Source organism: Streptococcus sp. ZY19097 (genome assembly GCF_040731245.1).
GTDB lineage: Bacteria > Bacillota > Bacilli > Lactobacillales > Streptococcaceae > Streptococcus > Streptococcus orisratti.
This window is the reverse complement of the sequence record NZ_CP160400.1, coordinates 2,471,216-2,488,278: the sequence shown is the minus strand read 5'-3', so window position 1 is coordinate 2,488,278 and position 17,063 is coordinate 2,471,216. Positions and strand designations below refer to the sequence as shown.

Here is a 17,063-nt window from a genome sequence, read left to right as displayed (position 1 = left end):
AAAGTTAGACAGAAAAAATCTAACTTTTGGGGTGTTATTTTTATGAAATTAAGTTATGAAGACAAAGTCCAAATTTATGAGTTACGGCAAAATGGTAATTCCCTCAATTCCTTGTCAAAACAGTTCGGTATTGCTCAATCTGGCATTAAATATATGATTCGATTGATTGAGAGGTATGGCCTAAGCATTGTCAAAAAAGGGAAAAATACCTACTATTCCCCAGAATTAAAGCAAGAAATGATTGATAAAGTTCTGATTGATGGTCACTCTCTCAACCAAGTAGCTCTTGAGTACGCTCTACCAAATCAAGGAACTCTTTCAAACTGGATAGCACAATACAAGAAAAACGGGTATACTATTCTTGAGAAAACAAGAGGGAGGCCACCAAAGATGGGGCGTAAACCAAAGAAAACCTGGGAAGAGATGACGGAGTTGGAGCGACCCCAGGAAGAAAATGAACGGCTTAGAACGGAGAATGCCTATCTAAAAAAGTTGAGGGAATTGCGCCTGAGGGACGAAGCCTTAGCGCGCAAAAAGCAGAAACAGTTAGAGAAATGGTCAATGGAGGATTCCGACTAGATCTTCTTCTAACAACAGCTCAGTTAGCTCGTGCCACCTACTATTACCAGCTCAAACAGCTGGCGAAAGAGGACAAAGACAAAGCACTAAAAGCTGATCTCCAAGCTATCTTTGAGGAACACAAGGGCAATTATGGCTATCGCAGGGTTTACCTGGAGCTGCGCAACCGTGGCTATGTTATCAATCATAAAAAGGTGCAACGCCTGATGCAGGTGCTAGGCTTATCAGCTCGTATCCGTAAGCGTAAGAAATACAAGTCCTACAAGGGTGATGTGGGCAAGAAAGCTCCTAATTTGATTAACAGAGCCTTCGAGGGGGCGAAGCCTTTTGAGAAGTGTTATACCGATGTGACCGAGTTCGCTCTGCCAAACTACTCTGAGAAACTCTATCTGTCGCCTGTTCTGGATGGCTATAACAGCGAAATTATTGATTTTACCTTATCCCGCTCACCCAACCTCATACAGGTCAAGTCTATGCTTGAGAAGGCCTTTCCTGAAGCAGCCTACCCAAATACCATCCTCCATAGTGACCAAGGCTGGCAATACCAGCATGAAGCTTACCATCGTTTTCTTGACAGTAAAGGCATACGTCCGTCTATGTCTCGCAAAGGAACCAGCACGGATAACGGCATGATGGAGTCTTTCTTTGGTATCTTGAAAACAGAGATGTTTTACGGATTCGAGAAGACTTTCAAGTCACTGGATCACTTGGAACAAGCCATCACAGATTATATTTTTTACTACAACAACAAGCGCATTAAAGCCAAACTAAAAGGATTTAGTCCTGTTCAATACAGAACCAAATCCTTTCACTCATTATTTTTTGTCTAACTTTTTGGGGGCAGTACAGCAACCTTCTGAGATTTTTGTTATCTTAAAGCATGCCAAGTGCTAAATTATAAATAAGAGCTCCAAGTATGCCACCTACGATTGGACCTGCAACTGGAATCCATGCGTATGGCCAGTCTGAATCGCCTTTATTTGCGATTGGGAGAATGTTGTGCATGATACGAGGACCTAAGTCACGAGCTGGGTTTATGGCGTAACCTGTTGTTGGACCGAGTGAGAATCCGATAGCGATAATGACGAGACCAACAATGATTGGACCAAGTCCTGAGGCCACTTTATTTGGACCAATTGCCATGATGGTTATAACAAGAATAGCAGTACCAAGGGCTTCGCCAAGGAAGTTTGAAGGTGCGTGGCGGATAGCAGGTCCTGTTGAGAAGCTACCTAAAATGGCACCTTGATCTTTGGTTTCAGCCCAGTGTGGGTAGTAGTGAAGCCATAGGACGACAGCAGCAGCCATTGCACCAAGCATTTGGGCTAGAATGAATATAAACGCTTGTCCCCAAGGTAAGGCATTTGTAGCAGCCATAGCCAAGGTAACAGCAGGATTAAGATGAGCTGGGCTAAAGAGTCCAGACACGTAAACAGCTACTGTACAAGCAATCCCCCAACCAAATACGATTGGGACCCAACCAGTACCTTCCTCTTTAGTCTTACCGAGGACATTTCCCGCAACAACCCCATCACCCAGGAGAACCAAGATGAAGGTTCCAATAAATTCACCAAAAAATTGAGTCATGATAATCTCCTTTATTTATTGATTGATAATTCCGCTAATTGTGATTTGATGCTGTCAAGATCAGAGCCAGCTTGTAAAAGTGCAGCAGCTGTATAAGCGCCTTCGACAATTGGCACTGAGTTGATAATGATTTTTTTGTCTGAAAAATCGGCGACCAGTTCCAAATTCATTTTGGCAGAACCGAGATCAAAGAAGCCCAGTAGAGTATCTTTGTCATTTTGGTCAACCACAGCCTGAACCTGGTCAAATGAGGTTCCAATACCGCCATCTTCGGTGCCACCAACGTAAGTGATGGACACATCTTTAGCCACTTCGGAAATCAAGTCAATGACACCTTGAGCAATATTTTTTGAGTGAGAAATGACAACAATTCCAATATCTGCCATCTAGACACCTCCCACTTCAAGAAGGGCTTTGAAAAGCAAGCCTGATGAGAAGGAACCTGGGTCAATATGACCGATAGAACGCTCACCCACATAAGAAGCACGGCCTTTGGTTGCTTTCATGTCTTTAGTTGCTTCCACCAAACCATCAATAACTTCTTCAGATAAATCACCATTTTTGATTACTTCGACAACACCAGTCCAAACATCAACCATGGTTTTTTCGTTGGTTACTGCCTTGCCGCGTTTTTGAATCATTTCTAGGCCAGCAGCTAGCACATCAGCGATTTCAGCGCCAGCAGTTTCCGCCTTGGTCATGCCCATAAAAGCAGAGCCGTAAAGAGGACCAGAGGCTCCACCTACCTTGCTCAAAAGTTGCATGGATACCATTTTTAAGACATCTGCTGCGCTAGCAAAATCCTCACTGTCCATATTGTCCATGACAGCAGCCATACCACGAGCCATGTTGCCACCGTGGTCGCCATCACCGATTGGTGTGTCTAATTCTGATAGATAATCTTTGTATTCTTGGATTTTAGCATTGAAAGCAGCCATCCAATCTTTTGCAGTTTGTAAATTCATAAGCTCCTCCTATCCCCAAGCAATGGTTGTTACTGGGCTTTCAAGGGCAGAACGCCAGTCTTCATTTTCCAACTTAATCAAGGTCAATGATAAACCAGTCATATCAATAGAAGTCATGTAGTTACCCAATTTCTTGTAGGTAATATCAAGGCCTTTTTCAGCTAATAGTTGCGCTACATCGTTAGCAAAGATATATTGTTCCATGAGAGGAGTAGCTCCCATACCGTTGATGAGGATACCGAATTTGTCTCCTGCTTTAGCATCAAATGACTCTGTCAATTTGTCAACTAATTCTTTAGCCAAGTCTTTAGAAGGCTGCATTTTTTCCTTGCGGTAGCCTGGTTCACCGTGGATACCAATACCAAATTCAATTTCATCGTCTGCAAGAACAAATCCTGGTTTACCAACTTCAGGAACAGTTGCACCACTAAGGGCAAGTCCTACAGTGTGGATATTTTTCACTAATTCGTCAGCGCATGCTTTGATCTCGTCAAGGGATTTGCCAGCGCGAGCCATGTTCCCAAGAATCTTATGAACAAGGATAGTTCCAGCAACACCGCGACGGCCTTGAGTGTAAAGACTATCTTCAACAGCAATGTCATCGTCAACGATAACGCCAGCCACATTGATGCCTTCCATTTCAGCTAGATCTTGCGCCATTTCAAAGTTCATAACATCACCAGAGTAGTTTTTGATGACCATAAAAACTCCGGCCCCTTCATCAGCTTCCTTGATGGCTTCTAAAACTTGGTCGGGAGTTGGAGAAGTAAAGACAGCTCCGCAGATAGCCGCAGATAGCATGCCGTCACCGACAAATCCTGCGTGGGAAGGTTCGTGACCGCTACCGCCACCAGAAATAACACCAACTTTACCAGTTTTTTTAGCGTTGCGAGCAATGATGTCAAAACCTTCCACACGATGCACTAAATCGCTGTGGATAAAGGCAAGTCCATCAAGCATTTCAGGAAGTACGTCTGTTGGTTTGTTGATAATTTTTTTCATGAGTTTAACTCCTTTTGTTATTTTTCGTCTTCATTATAAAACTTTAATGGATATCTGAGAATGGACAAAAAATCACTTCTGTCCCCTTTGGGAAGGTTTGCAATGTTGTAAAAAGATGTTAAACTTATAGAAGAAATTAAAATACGATTCTCATAATCTTTAGCTTATTTCTAACCCAATAGTGGAAAAAACTAAAGTGGACTCTCTGTTAAGTTCCTTGTCATAAGAGAATCAGCTAATACTATTACGGGAGGAAAAATGGTCTCCTCACTTATTACTAAAAAGCGTATTGCTAAGGCTTTTAAGAAAGTTTTTGTGTCGCAATCTTTTGATAAAATTAGCGTTAGCATTATTATGGAAGAAGCAGGTATTCGCAGGCAAACTTTCTACAATCATTTTTTAGATAAGTATGAGCTATTAGAATGGATTTTTCAGACCGAGTTAAGTGAACAAATCACAGATAATCTAGAATATATCTCTGGCTTTCAACTGATTACTGAGCTTTTCCATTTTTTTCAAGTCAATGCTGCTTTTTATGGTAAATTATTTCAGATTGCTGATCAGAATGATTTCTCATCTTATTTTGAAGGCTACTGCCAGCAGATTATTTGTAAGATTATTGATGATTATGGGCATAAGCCGTTTGCGACGGCTGAAGAGCGGAAATTATTTATCACTTATCATAGCTTGGCCCTGGCCAATTTGATTAAACATCATTTGACAAGCTCAACTCAGAGCTTTCAGCTAGATAGTCAAGCTGTGATTCACTATATTCAAACAGCTTTAAAAGACGATTAGGGTATAATTATGGTACATATTTACAATCAGGGAATGGATTATGTTCAAGAGAGCATTGCAGCTATTGTTAGTATTCATCCTCATATCAAGCAAATTAAGGACTTACCAGCGATTTATAATAGTCAAGCATCTGATCAACAGATACCCATTTTGTCAGGAGGTGGCAGTGGTCATGAGCCAGCCCATTTTGGTTATGTTGGTGAAGGGATGTTGACGACTGCAATTAGCGGACCGCTCTTTGCCCCTCCTAAGGCAGCAGATATCCTAGAGGTCATTCGGTTTATTAATCGAGGACGCGGGGTCTTTGTTATTGTCAAAAATTTTGAAGCCGACTTACGAGAGTTTGGTCAAGCCATTCATACGGCGCGTGCCCAAGGTATTCCTATCAAATATGTGGTTTCTCATGATGATATTTCCGTAGAAACTTCTAACTTTCAAATTCGCCATCGAGGGGTAGCAGGAACAATTTTGCTCCATAAAATTTTAGGAGAGGCTGCACGTCGTGGAGCTAGTTTGGAGGAATTAGAACAAATTGGGCTATCTGTATCAACGTCTGTTGCTACATTAGGGGTTGCAACCAAACCCGCAACTCTGCCTTGGAATCAGCAACCGATGTTTGAATTGCCTGAGGGACAAATTTCGTTTGGTATTGGGATCCATGGTGAACCAGGTTATCGTACGGTTCCCTTTGAATCATCTGAGGTTCTAGCTAATGAATTGATTAATAAATTAAAAATGAAACTTAAGTGGCATGATGGGGATCCTTTTATTCTACTGATCAATAATCTTGGTGGTAGCTCAACCTTGGAAGAACAAGTTTTTACTAATGATGTTCTAGAATTTTTGGCATTAGATGAGCTAAAAATCGTTTTTACGAAGACTGGTCATCTCATTACTAGTTTGGATATGGCAGGTCTCTCCATCACACTTTGTCGCTTACAAGACAAGGTCTGGCTAGACTATTTGCAAGCACCAACCAATGCCTTTGCTTGGTAGAAAACGAAAAATTGGTCATCAGTTTAGATTTATTTAAGTATCATCTCATATACTATAGCTATCCTAAAACTTTTCTTTTTCATAAATCTCCTAGAAAGAGCTAGATGCAAGTCTAGCTCTTTTGCTGTGTTTGAAAGGATTTTGCAAATCTAACTCTTGGGACAACCTTGCATAGTTATCCGTAAGTAGCTGACGCTACAACGGATATTGTCAAAACTTTCGCCGAACTAGTTCGGCATCCGTCACTGTAATGAGCTAAAGCTCAAACAGTGATCGTATCTTTTTCATAGCAGTGGCTACTAACAATTTTGTCACACTTTCAGCGTTTAAGATTGAAATAGCTATTAACGGCGGACACAAGAAAGATATTTATAAGAAGTGGGCTGGAGTTAGGTTTGTTCAAGTGTGTTAAGTTTTTATGCTAATTCAGTCGTTTTATAGTATCTAAAGCAAGGGCTGCCAGTTCATCCGCAGTCATCGTTTGATAATCAGATTTGAGCCATTCATCAAGCATACTATAAAGCCCCCCGCTGATGTATTGAATGTCATATATGATCTGTCTTTGATTGTCATTTTTTATGTGCCACGGCAATCTGATACTGTCATAAACATTTGGCAGCATATCATGATATCGTTGCAAGACAAATAGTGACAGATTGGCATCTTGTAAGATTTTTAGAGTATCGGTATACCTGCACCAATAATGGAAAAATGTTTTGACCAAGTCAGAAAAGCCACCTAGATTTCTTTTTTGAAGTTCAGTGATATAACCTTGAATCAAACGATCCAAATAATCTGTAAGAACCTGTTCTTTAGAATGATAATAACGATAAAAGGTTCTTCTGGAAATTTGAGCATGCTCACTGAGTTCTGCAATGCTGATATTTTGTAAAGAACGTTTAGTAGCTAACAAATCAAATAAGGCTTCTTCTAGCCATTGCCGTGTTTGGTATTCCATAATAATCCTCTTTTTGTCACATTTTGAGCCAACCTGTGCCAATTTTGTTTATCCTATGGTTTTTTTCGATATTTCTTTTATACTGTTCTTATCACATGTGATAACTAACTATACTATAGCGAATCTTTGGAGATGGCACAATAGTTTATTACACTTTAAGGAGGTCAAATTGTGAATAGTCTTTTTAATATCTGGATGCTACCCATTTTATTTATTTTACACGATTTTGAAGAAATTATCTTTGTTCCCTTGTGGAAAAAGAAACATCAGCAAGTGCTGAAGAAAATGAAAACTCCTTTCTTTGGAGCAACGACCAACGGTTCTGCCTTTGCAACAGGTGTCTTGGAGGAGTTTGTCATCTTGCTGTTGATTTCAGCTATTTGCCAAATGACGCAGAATGACCTACTTTATCTGTCTTTTGTACTGGCTTATACCTCTCATTTCATCATGCACTATGTGATGTGTTTTAAGTTTAAAGGGTATGTGCCTGGAGTTGTTACGGTAACGCTGCAAATTCCGCTGGTGCTTCTCATCATTACCCACTATTGGCATGTTATTTACTCAATACCAGTTTTTATCATGTCACTTGTTTTAACGATGGCGGTCGTTTATGCCAATCTTGTCATTATGCACCGCATCATGCCCAAAATTCAACACATCATGGAGGATTACACAAAGTAAAAGAAAGTTTTTATAACCGCTGGTCAGCTTCCGCCTTTTATGGCTGAAAATACCAAAATTAAAAATCGCTTCATGGCACAATTATACGCTCTCAAGCAACTTTATATTGATAGCGACAAATGGAATAACCATTTTATCCCGCGTTTAAAAGCCTTGTTTACCAAATACCAACCTAGTATCCATTTGCACCACTTGGGTTTTACCAATAATTGGGAACGTGTTTTGAGGAAATAAAAATATAAGAAGTGAGCCGAGAGGCTTGCTTTTTTGGTATAATGAGGAAAAATTTGTATAGGGGAAAATATGGAATATCTTAATAATGCTATTGAAAATTACATTAATGGTACAGATGGTTACGCTCTTCAAATTGACGGAGACTGGGGGAGCGGCAAAACTTATTATTTAAAAAATAATATGCAACAAAAATTTAAAAGTAAGCATAAAACTATTTATTTTTCTGTTTACGGCTATGACAAATTGTCAGAGTTAAAAAAAGATTTATTATATAAAATCTTTATGGAGCTTGAAGAAAGCCCCTTAATAAAGAAAGCCCATGGGCTCTTAGGAAAAATTAAGACCTCACCATGGATTTCAGATAATATGATTTTTAGCTCGGTAGGCTTGTTGTCTGATTATATTTTAGAATATATGAAAGATAAGAAGCTGGCTGAAACAAGCAACAAAGTTATTGTTATTATTGATGATTTAGAAAGGCTCAGCGGAAAACTTCAAATTCAGGATGTTCTTGGCTTCATTTTGAATGGTTTACTTGAAACTTTAAGATGCAGGGTAATTATAGTGTCAAACTCAAAGGAGATTTCTTTTTCAGATAAGTATAAAAAAATAAAAGAAAAAGTCATAGGAAGGACGATCCATTTTAACTATGATGAAAGAGGGCTGAAAGAGATAATATCTTCAAAAAGTCAAAGTGACTTTATTAAACAAAATTTAGACTGGGTATTGGATATTTTATCAATATCTTATAGAAATATTGGTGAAGTTAATTTAAGAACTTTATTTAGTATAGTTGATAATTTTGAGTTTGTAGAAACTAAACTGTTCTCTGAGATTAATAAACTTTTAGAAGAGAGAAATTTAGAAATCAAAAAATCAATATTTTTAAACATATTTGTAATAACCAATGAGTATAAACAGGGAGGACTGTCAGATGGTAATTTGCCTGAATTGAAGAGCCATAACTTTCAAAGATTTTTCTGGACATTTGGAGATGACAATTCTGAAAAGATAATGGATAAGATAATCAAAAAATATCATAATAAGAATCCTTTGTTTGATGCATTAATAGTATATTCAGATGTTCTCAATGAGTATGTTCTCAATGGTGTGTGGAATACTAATAACTATGTAAATAGTTGGGAAAGCACTTTTTATCCTAATAGAAAAATGCAAGCTTATGAATCATTGCAAAATTTTAGGCGTTTTTCGGATAGTGAAATCCATGATCTACAAGAGCAAGCAGTATGTGAAGTAATCAATAATGATTACTCCTACAAGGAATTATTAAGACTGTATGATCTTCTTTATCAGTTCAAAAAGCTAGACTTGTTATTTATTGAAGCAGATAAATTGGATATTGTTAGAGAAGAATTTATTAAAATGATTCAAAATGAAGGCAATAATAGCAGTACGATTGAATCATTGAGAGATGAGATTGTCTTTTCTGGAATAACGGACGTAGAGTTAAAAAATAGAATCAGTGAATTAATAAAAAAACCGGAAGAGCAGAATCAAAAAAATAAGAATCTACAACTACTTGATGCTATTTTTAAAGATGATAATCAAGCAGTAAAGAAAATAACCAATAATACACCGTTCGTGGATGTTAATATTTTTAAATATATTTTGGAATATGATTATGTAGAATCCTATATGTTATGTATTGGAAGTAAGGCAGACTATCTAATGAGTTATATTAATACGGAATATTTACATATATCAAATGCAAAGGATTTCCATCATGAAGAGATTCCAGATATAAGAAAATTAGTAGAAACCATTGATGATAAGATTGATTCAGTAGAGCTAGAACGCATTGATAGGTTTAAAATACGGCAATTACGAGAACGGTTATTGGAATTAGAAAAACATTTATCTTAGTTTGAATTTGATTATATTCAAAGTTTATGTTCAAGTGGATTGAACCGAACTTTTTTGTTATAATAGTCCTACATAATTCGTAAAATGAAAGGAATTGAACCCGATCGGAAAGCTCGGAATTTAGAGAAGTTGTCTTGTGTGTCTACACACTGCACTGATTCCCTAAAACTCTATTGCTTTCTGTTCGCTCTTGGTATCTTGTTTATGAAACTTTTGGTTGTTGGTTCTGGCGGTCGTGAGCATGCGATTGCTAAGAAGTTATTGGCGTCTCCGCAGGTGGAGCAGGTCTTTGTGGCTTCTGGAAATGATGGTATGACGCTTGATGGGTTGGATTTGGTTAATATAGGAATTTCCGAACAATCTAAGCTCATTGATTTTGCCAAGGAAAATGATATTGCTTGGTCTTTCATTGGTCCTGATGACGCTTTAGCAGCTGGTATCGTTGATGATTTTAATCAGGCTGGGCTTAAAGCTTTTGGTCCGACTAAGTTAGCAGCGGAGCTGGAGTGGTCTAAGGATTTTGCTAAGGAAATCATGGTCAAATACGGTGTTCCGACAGCAGCCTATGGCACATTTTCCGACTTCGAGGAAGCAAAGGCTTATATCGAAAAGCAGGGCGCTCCTATCGTGGTCAAGGCGGACGGCTTGGCGCTGGGTAAGGGCGTGGTCGTGGCAGAGACCGTGGAGCAGGCGGTCGAAGCAGCGCATGAGATGCTGCTGGACAATAAGTTCGGCGACTCCGGTGCGCGTGTGGTTATCGAAGAATTTCTCGATGGTGAGGAGTTCTCTCTCTTTGCCTTTGTCAATGGCGACAAGTTCTACGTGATGCCTGCAGCGCAGGATCACAAGCGTGCCTATGACGGCGACAAGGGGCCAAACACAGGCGGTATGGGGGCCTACGCTCCTGTCCCTCACCTGTCTCAAAGTGTGATTGACCAGTCGGTTGACAGTATTGTCAAGCCCGTGCTTGAGGGCATGATTAAGGAAGGCCGTCCTTATCTGGGCGTGCTTTACGCGGGGCTTATCCTGACGGCTGATGGTCCTAAGGTTATTGAGTTTAACTCCCGCTTTGGCGATCCCGAGACCCAGATTATCCTACCGCGTCTGACTTCTGACTTTGCGCAGAACATCACGGACATTTTGGCTGGCAAGGAGCCTGACATCACTTGGCTGGACACGGGCGTGACCCTCGGTGTGGTGGTCGCTTCAGATGGCTACCCGCTCGCTTACGAAAAAGGCCTGCCTCTGCCAGAAAAGACCGACGGCGATATCATCACCTACTATGCAGGGGCTAAGTTTGATGGCAATAGCAAAGCCTTGCTGTCAAACGGCGGACGCGTCTATATGCTCGTTACCACAGCCGATACCGTCAAAGCTGCGCAGGACAAAATTTATGCCCAGCTTGATAAACAAAACACCACAGGCCTCTTTTACCGACATGATATTGGAAGTAAGGCCATTGAAAGATAAAAAAAGCTGTGTCTTAATTAGCGCCTGTCTGTTAGGGGAAAATTGCAAATATAATGGGAGCAATAATTACAATCAGGCTGTTATTGACTTTGTTGCAAATAAAGAGGTTATAGCAGTTTGTCCAGAAGTTGCTGGTGGCCTGCCAGTGCCGAGACCCCCTGTAGAAATTTTAGAGGGAAGGGTGTGTGATGTTGATGGAAATTTTTATGATAAAGAATTTCAAGAAGGAATTGAGCGTACACTTTCTCTCTTAGTCGAAAAAGACGTTGACTTTGCGATTCTTCAGTCGAGAAGTCCATCTTGTGGTGTTAATCAGATTTATGATGGTAGTTTTACTGGCAATAAAATTACGGGTAGCGGGTTATTTGCACAAGCATTACAAAAACAAGGTTATAGGGTTATTGATGCCCAAGACATAGGTAAAGAAAAATAATTTTTATAGATAATCAAATAAAATATAGCGCTAGCTCAAGCGACCGCAGGTCGCCAAAAAGGATAATGGGCGTCGTAGTGAAAAGACCGTAACTTTCAGTTACGCTCGCGGGAAACGTTGAGACTTTAGGATTTCAAGTTAGTCATGAGACACTGAAAGTGGTTGCTGACGACCCCACAAACCTAAGGTGATTGTCAAAAAAGGAAGAAAACAATCGCTTCTGAATACTAAAGAAAGGAATGTTTAGTTAGTAGTCCTAACTGAACACGGGACTAAGACCTAGGAAAAAAAGATAAAATTGCCTAGACGCAAGCGTTGTCGTTAATTTTCCTATTTTTCTACGGAAATTTTCGGTAAGCCGAAACGTCCCTTTGTATCTTATTATGAAACCAATTATTTCTATTATCATGGGCTCCAAATCCGATTGGAGCACCATGCAAAAAACAGCTGAAGTTTTAGACAAGTTCGGTGTGGCTTATGAGAAAAAAGTCGTCTCTGCCCACCGCACACCTGACCTCATGTTCAAACATGCAGAGGAAGCACGTGACCGCGGCATCAAGGTTATCATTGCTGGTGCTGGCGGTGCAGCGCACTTACCGGGGATGGTAGCAGCCAAAACAACGCTGCCCGTTATCGGTGTGCCTGTCAAATCGCGTGCTCTTAGTGGACTTGATTCCCTCTACTCTATTGTGCAAATGCCGGGTGGCGTGCCTGTGGCAACTATGGCCATTGGGGAAGCGGGAGCTACCAACGCTGCCCTGACTGCACTGCGCATTCTCTCGATTGAAGATCAAGATTTGGCAACAGCGCTAGCCCATTTCGCAGAAGAACAAGGAAAAATCGCGGAGGCATCAACGGATGAACTCATCTAAAACAATTGGTATTATCGGCGGCGGCCAGCTGGGTCAGATGATGGCCATTTCCGCTATTTACATGGGGCACAAGGTGGTGACACTGGATCCGACGGCGGACTGCCCCGCTTCGCGCGTGTCTGATATGATTGTGGCACCTTACGACGACGTGGACGCTTTGCGCCAATTGGCTGCACGCTGCGACGTGCTGACCTATGAGTTTGAGAATGTCAATGCCGACGGACTGGACGCGGTCATCAAGGACGGTCAGCTCCCTCAAGGGACAGACCTCCTTCGTATTTCCCAAAACCGTATTTTTGAGAAGGATTTTTTGGCAAAAAAAGCTGGCGTGCAAGTCGCCCCCTACAAAGTCGTCACTTCTAGCCTAGACCTAGAAGGACTGGACCTCAGCAAAAACTATGTCTTAAAAACAGCCACTGGGGGCTATGACGGACATGGTCAGAAGGTCATTCGAGAAGAGGCGGACTTGGTAGAGGCTAGTCAGCTAGCCAACTCTGCCGAGTGTGTTTTGGAAGAGTTTGTGAATTTCGACCTGGAAATCTCCGTCCTTGTGTCTGGCAATGGCTCCGACTACACCGTCTTTCCTGTGCAGGAAAATATCCACCGCAATAATATTCTTTACAAGACCATTGTGCCTGCCCGTATTTCTGACCAACTGGCTGAGAAAGCTAGGAGCATGGCGGTGCAAATTGCCAAAAAGCTCCATCTCTCAGGCACCCTCTGCGTGGAAATGTTTGCGACAGCTGATGACATCCTCGTCAACGAAATCGCACCGCGCCCTCACAATTCAGGCCACTATTCCATCGAAGCCTGCGACTTCTCGCAATTTGACACCCATATCCTAGGCGTGCTCGGCGCACCCCTTCCTCAAATCCGCCTCCACGCCCCAGCTGTCATGCTCAATGTCCTCGGCCAGCACATGGAGGCTGCCCAAGCCTACGTCGCAGAAAATCCTAGCGTCCACCTCCACCTCTACGGTAAGGTAGAAGCCAAACACAACCGCAAAATGGGACACGTGACCGTGTTCGCAGAAGATGCGGATAAAGTGAGGGAGTTTGGGGAAGGAGTGGATTGGTAGGTTTTATGCGGCAAGCGAATCAATTAGAGAATTGGGCTCATATTGCTACAATTTTGGGACCGATTTTAGTTGTATGTGGTGGAATATGGGCATTATATAAATTCTTAAATAGCAAAAAGGAGCAGGTGCGGCAATGGAAGTGTGAGGAAAAAAGAAATAAACAAGAAAAATTAACAGGGATCTACAACAATTTACTTAGAATAATATCTTTATTTCCAAATAAAACTCCAAATGATATCATGAACCTATTATCATATGGACCTAACTTTAGTTCAGAAAACTTTGATACGGTGAATAGAATTTTGGAAATTCAGATTAAGGAAGATTATCAAAAGCGATTGAAGCGAGAAGGTCTTACTTATCAAGATGAAGAAGATATTAAAACAGAAATTTGGAATAGAGAATGGTGTATAGAGGAGATTACAAAAATCAGCAAGCAATATTTTATAGCAAAAGATGAATATGAACAATTTAGACGTAATGACAAAATTATTGAAATATATTCAAGTCAGGAAGTTAAAAATTGTTTAGTTGAATTTGAGGTGCTTCTGAATAACGCCTTTATAGCTGGTCGTAAATTATTGGAATATAATGATGGAAGGTGTAACAGGTTGGATAACATTCGATGGAAATTAGAACAGCTAATTAGGGCTGATATTGGGGTTCAGTAAAATAAAGAGTTATTAAACCCAATTAACTTAACTGGAGAACAAACATGAAAACAATTGGTCTTATCGGTGGCATGAGCTGGGAGAGTACGACTTCCTATTATCAGCTCATCAACGAGACAATCAAAAATGAGCTTGGCGGGCTGCATTCGGCCAAAATTCTGCTTTACAGTGTTGACTTTGCAGAGATTGAGCACTATCAGGCAAGCGGCGACTGGGCTAAGAGTGCGGAAGTGCTGAGCAAAATTGCCCAGAAGCTGGAGCAGGCTGGTGCGGACTTCATTGTCATCTGCACCAATACCATGCACAAGGTTGCTCCGCAGATTCAGGAAAACATTTCAATCCCTATCCTGCACATTGCACAGGCAACTGCTGAGACTCTTCTTGAAAATGGCATTCAAAAGGTTGGTCTCTTGGGCACCAAGTACACCATGACCCAAGATTTTTACAAGGACAAACTGCTTGAAGCGGGATTAGAAGTGCTGATTCCAGACCAAGCTGGCATTGCCGAGGTCAACCGAATCATCTATGATGAGCTGTGTCTGGGAGACATCAAAGACAGCTCCAAGCAAACCTACCTTGCTATCATTGATGATTTGAAAAATGCTGGCGCAGAAGCCGTTATCCTAGGCTGTACAGAGATTGGTCTCTTGGTCAAACAAGCAGACACAGACCTACCCCTCTATGATACAACCGCTATCCATGCTCAAAAAGCCGCGCAATTAGCGGTGAATGAGTAAATCAAAATTGACAGCAGATGCTGAGGTGATAGGTATCAGGAGATTAAAAAATGGAACTTTTCATCTCAAAAATAGTCAGCAGCCTTTTAGAAATAGTATTGTTTGCTGCACTTCCCTTTATCTATTGGCTTAGCAAAGATAGAAAAAACGCTCATTTTCTAAGTTGGCTGGGATTTAAGAAAGTTAGTAAATGTGATCTTATAATATCTTTTCAGGCCTATGTGCTGCGTTTATGCTAATTTAGTATCAAATTAGTCGTTAAAATAGGAGTGAACTTATGGTAAAATCTAATAGGAAAGCAAGTTTTTCCTATCCTATTGATAAAGTATGGGAACTTGTCACTGACTTATCCAATCAAACTTGGAGAAGTGATCTTGGTCATTTTGAAAAGATAGACGAGAACCATTTTATTGAATATACCCAAAATGGCATTCAGACAAATTTTAAGGTGACCAAAGTCGATTTGTACAAGCTCTGGGAACTTGAGTTTGAAAACAAAAATCTCCAAGGCACTTGGCTAGGACGCTTTGATTATCATGATGGGTAAACAGTTCTGGATTTTACAGAAGATGTCACTGTTAAAAACGCTCTCCTGTCACCATTTGTCTGGCTTTATTTAAGAAAGCAGCAAAAGCAATATTTCCAAGATTTAGAAAAAGCGCTGGAAGTTAGACAGTAAAAACAAAACTGCAAAATGGGGCGTGTGATGGTGGTTAGTGATAAAATTGATTTTTTACAGGGGGATGCATGGGCGAATTAGCCATAAAAAATGATAAGCTTGCCAAGACAAAGGAAGTGGGGAATACTTCACTTGATGTTGAATTATCTCAAAATAAAAGAAGAAGTTTTGAACAAATCGGTAATTATTTCTCGACCATTGTTAATTCCTATAATGAAATTAAACAAAATATCAATCCTGAGGAAATGTATGTTGTTAAATTTACTCAGGAGCAGTTGAAAAAATTTCAAAATGGAGAGATTGATTTTCAAAAGACAATGGATAGGAAATCTTTACTACCTAATTTTGTGACTAAAGGAACAAATAACGATATTGTCTCTAAAGCTAGACTGGAAAAAATCGTATTAGATAATCCTGAAGCTTTACAGAATATCATGTCTAATGTGAACCAGCTAGCAAATGCTCAAAAAATTAGTGAGTTAGAAATTCTTCTTTCCGAGGTTAAACAACTTAGTTTGGAAATTAAGCAGGGACAAAAAGATGACAGACGGGCAAAAATTTTAGGTGCAGAAAGCACGATAAATCAAGCTTTGCAAATGTCTGATGATAATCCGCAGAAACAATTTTTGCTATTAAATTCAATAAGCCAGTTGAATGAAGGAAGAGAGTCTCTTATTAAGGAATTTGAAGGTGAAATTTCCAAGGGTTTATCAATACCAAAATCAAAATTAAGATTATTTTTCAAATCATTATGGGATGACAAATTCAATGATGATATTTCAAATAGTTTTTCTGAATTAAATGACCAATTTTCTCATATCGTAAAAGCTAGTGATTTACTTGCTAAAACCTATTTGATTACAGGTAATGATAATTTACTTGATACAATTTATTCGCCTGTAAAATCTTTAGTAGAAAATCACCACGAGTATGTATCAAAACTAGTGGAATTGCAAGATTTAGGCAGCGAGGAGTATCAACGTCAAATGAAATGGTGTATTGACCCCAGTGAATTCATTGCTCAAATTGGAACAACAGAGTTATTGGAAGATGATGTAATCACTATTGAATTTACTGGCGAAGAATTATTGAATGGAGAACAACATGGATAAAAAACAAGTTCATCAAATTGGTAAAACGTTAAATAAACCTGTAAAATTTTTGAAGAAAAATGCTGCAATAATTGCAACGGCGCTAGTCTCTATTGGAGGATCAGCAATAGCCAATCATTTTTCGGGAAAGAATAAAAAATAAAAATATAGAAAGGAACAAGGGTAGCCGTATTCTCTAAACTGAATACGGGTACTCTTAATTCCATATTAAAAAATTGTAAAACAGAAAGGAATGGGTTACAAGTTAGCACAACTGAACCCGGGCGGAAAGCTCGGAATTTAGATAAACCGCCTAGGACGCAAGCGTCCGTCGTTGGTTTCCTAAAA

At 39.9% G+C, this 17,063-nt stretch carries 18 protein-coding genes and 3 pseudogenes; 16 read left to right on the top strand and 5 right to left on the bottom strand.

What is annotated here, in order from left to right; all coding sequences use genetic code 11:
* Positions 1 to 42 precede the first annotated feature (42 nt).
* A protein-coding gene (locus tag ABZ559_RS12540) for an IS3 family transposase (RefSeq protein WP_367006649.1) occupies positions 43 to 1,409 on the top strand; the annotation gives its coding sequence in 2 pieces (ribosomal slippage) (positions 43 to 502 and positions 502 to 1,409; 1,368 coding nt in all).
* 43 nt (positions 1,410 to 1,452) lie between these two features.
* Here the strand turns inward: ABZ559_RS12540 and ABZ559_RS12535 are convergent.
* The 4 genes from ABZ559_RS12535 to dhaK are packed head-to-tail and all read right to left on the bottom strand — an operon-like array spanning position 1,453 to position 4,133.
* Positions 1,453 to 2,166, bottom strand: a complete 714-nt coding sequence (locus ABZ559_RS12535) for an MIP/aquaporin family protein (protein WP_367006648.1) — start codon at positions 2,164 to 2,166, stop codon at positions 1,453 to 1,455.
* A gap of 11 nt (positions 2,167 to 2,177) precedes the next feature.
* Positions 2,178 to 2,552 carry a dihydroxyacetone kinase phosphoryl donor subunit DhaM gene (gene dhaM, locus ABZ559_RS12530; protein ID WP_367006646.1) on the bottom strand — a complete coding sequence of 125 codons (375 nt, stop codon included), beginning with the start codon at positions 2,550 to 2,552 and terminating at the stop codon, positions 2,178 to 2,180.
* On the bottom strand, positions 2,553 to 3,131 hold the full coding sequence (gene dhaL / locus ABZ559_RS12525) for a dihydroxyacetone kinase subunit DhaL (RefSeq protein ID WP_367006644.1): 579 nt from the start codon (positions 3,129 to 3,131) through the stop codon (positions 2,553 to 2,555).
* 9 nt (positions 3,132 to 3,140) lie between these two features.
* Positions 3,141 to 4,133, bottom strand: a complete 993-nt coding sequence (gene dhaK, locus ABZ559_RS12520; RefSeq protein WP_367006643.1) for a dihydroxyacetone kinase subunit DhaK — start codon at positions 4,131 to 4,133, stop codon at positions 3,141 to 3,143.
* A 258-nt stretch (positions 4,134 to 4,391) separates the two neighbouring features.
* Between dhaK and dhaS the strand changes: the two genes are divergently transcribed.
* Complete coding sequence (gene dhaS, locus ABZ559_RS12515; RefSeq protein ID WP_367006642.1) at positions 4,392 to 4,931, top strand: dihydroxyacetone kinase transcriptional activator DhaS; 540 nt, start codon at positions 4,392 to 4,394, stop codon at positions 4,929 to 4,931.
* A gap of 9 nt (positions 4,932 to 4,940) precedes the next feature.
* Complete coding sequence (gene dhaQ, locus ABZ559_RS12510; protein WP_367006641.1) at positions 4,941 to 5,927, top strand: DhaKLM operon coactivator DhaQ; 987 nt, start codon at positions 4,941 to 4,943, stop codon at positions 5,925 to 5,927.
* A gap of 421 nt (positions 5,928 to 6,348) precedes the next feature.
* Here dhaQ and ABZ559_RS12505 read toward each other — a convergent pair whose 3' ends face one another.
* On the bottom strand, positions 6,349 to 6,885 hold the full coding sequence (locus ABZ559_RS12505; protein ID WP_018375443.1) for a TetR/AcrR family transcriptional regulator: 537 nt from the start codon (positions 6,883 to 6,885) through the stop codon (positions 6,349 to 6,351).
* Positions 6,886 to 7,056: 171 nt separating this feature from the next.
* Here ABZ559_RS12505 and ABZ559_RS12500 point away from each other — a divergent pair, with 171 nt between their 5' ends.
* From ABZ559_RS12500 to ABZ559_RS12440, 13 genes and pseudogenes are all read left to right on the top strand, one after another.
* A complete protein-coding gene (locus ABZ559_RS12500) occupies positions 7,057 to 7,566 on the top strand; it encodes an HXXEE domain-containing protein (RefSeq protein WP_018375442.1) in 510 nt (169 codons plus the stop codon).
* 21 nt (positions 7,567 to 7,587) lie between these two features.
* Positions 7,588 to 7,800 (top strand): annotated as a pseudogene (locus ABZ559_RS12495) (Abi family protein); the annotation flags it as partial.
* A gap of 69 nt (positions 7,801 to 7,869) precedes the next feature.
* Positions 7,870 to 9,684: a P-loop NTPase fold protein gene (locus tag ABZ559_RS12490; RefSeq protein ID WP_367006639.1), complete on the top strand. Its 1,815-nt coding sequence runs from the start codon at positions 7,870 to 7,872 to the stop codon at positions 9,682 to 9,684.
* A 204-nt stretch (positions 9,685 to 9,888) separates the two neighbouring features.
* Positions 9,889 to 11,154, top strand: a complete 1,266-nt coding sequence (purD, locus tag ABZ559_RS12485; RefSeq protein ID WP_367007663.1) for a phosphoribosylamine--glycine ligase — start codon at positions 9,889 to 9,891, stop codon at positions 11,152 to 11,154.
* Positions 11,144 to 11,587: a DUF523 domain-containing protein gene (locus tag ABZ559_RS12480; RefSeq protein WP_018375438.1), complete on the top strand. Its 444-nt coding sequence runs from the start codon at positions 11,144 to 11,146 to the stop codon at positions 11,585 to 11,587. The genes purD and ABZ559_RS12480 overlap by 11 nt, the downstream gene beginning before the upstream one ends.
* Positions 11,588 to 11,970: 383 nt before the next feature.
* Positions 11,971 to 12,459, top strand: coding sequence for a 5-(carboxyamino)imidazole ribonucleotide mutase (gene purE, locus ABZ559_RS12475; RefSeq protein ID WP_367006637.1), 489 nt, complete (start codon positions 11,971 to 11,973; stop codon positions 12,457 to 12,459).
* Positions 12,446 to 13,537 carry a 5-(carboxyamino)imidazole ribonucleotide synthase gene (gene purK, locus ABZ559_RS12470; RefSeq protein ID WP_367006635.1) on the top strand — a complete coding sequence of 364 codons (1,092 nt, stop codon included), beginning with the start codon at positions 12,446 to 12,448 and terminating at the stop codon, positions 13,535 to 13,537. Before purE ends, purK begins: the two co-directional genes overlap by 14 nt.
* 5 nt (positions 13,538 to 13,542) lie before the next feature.
* Positions 13,543 to 14,208, top strand: a complete 666-nt coding sequence (locus ABZ559_RS12465; RefSeq protein WP_367006633.1) for a hypothetical protein — start codon at positions 13,543 to 13,545, stop codon at positions 14,206 to 14,208.
* A 44-nt stretch (positions 14,209 to 14,252) separates the two neighbouring features.
* Positions 14,253 to 14,945: an aspartate/glutamate racemase family protein gene (locus ABZ559_RS12460; RefSeq protein ID WP_367006632.1), complete on the top strand. Its 693-nt coding sequence runs from the start codon at positions 14,253 to 14,255 to the stop codon at positions 14,943 to 14,945.
* A gap of 50 nt (positions 14,946 to 14,995) precedes the next feature.
* Positions 14,996 to 15,142: pseudogene (locus ABZ559_RS12455) on the top strand (CPBP family intramembrane glutamate endopeptidase); the annotation flags it as partial.
* Between the two features lie 80 nt (positions 15,143 to 15,222).
* Positions 15,223 to 15,624 (top strand): annotated as a pseudogene (locus ABZ559_RS12450) (SRPBCC family protein).
* A gap of 68 nt (positions 15,625 to 15,692) precedes the next feature.
* Positions 15,693 to 16,736, top strand: coding sequence for a hypothetical protein (locus ABZ559_RS12445; RefSeq protein WP_367006630.1), 1,044 nt, complete (start codon positions 15,693 to 15,695; stop codon positions 16,734 to 16,736).
* The gene (locus ABZ559_RS12440) at positions 16,729 to 16,878 is read left to right on the top strand and encodes a hypothetical protein (RefSeq protein ID WP_367006629.1); all 150 of its coding nucleotides are present in this window, start codon (positions 16,729 to 16,731) and stop codon (positions 16,876 to 16,878) included. Before ABZ559_RS12445 ends, ABZ559_RS12440 begins: the two co-directional genes overlap by 8 nt.
* The last annotated feature ends 185 nt before the right edge of the window (positions 16,879 to 17,063 follow it).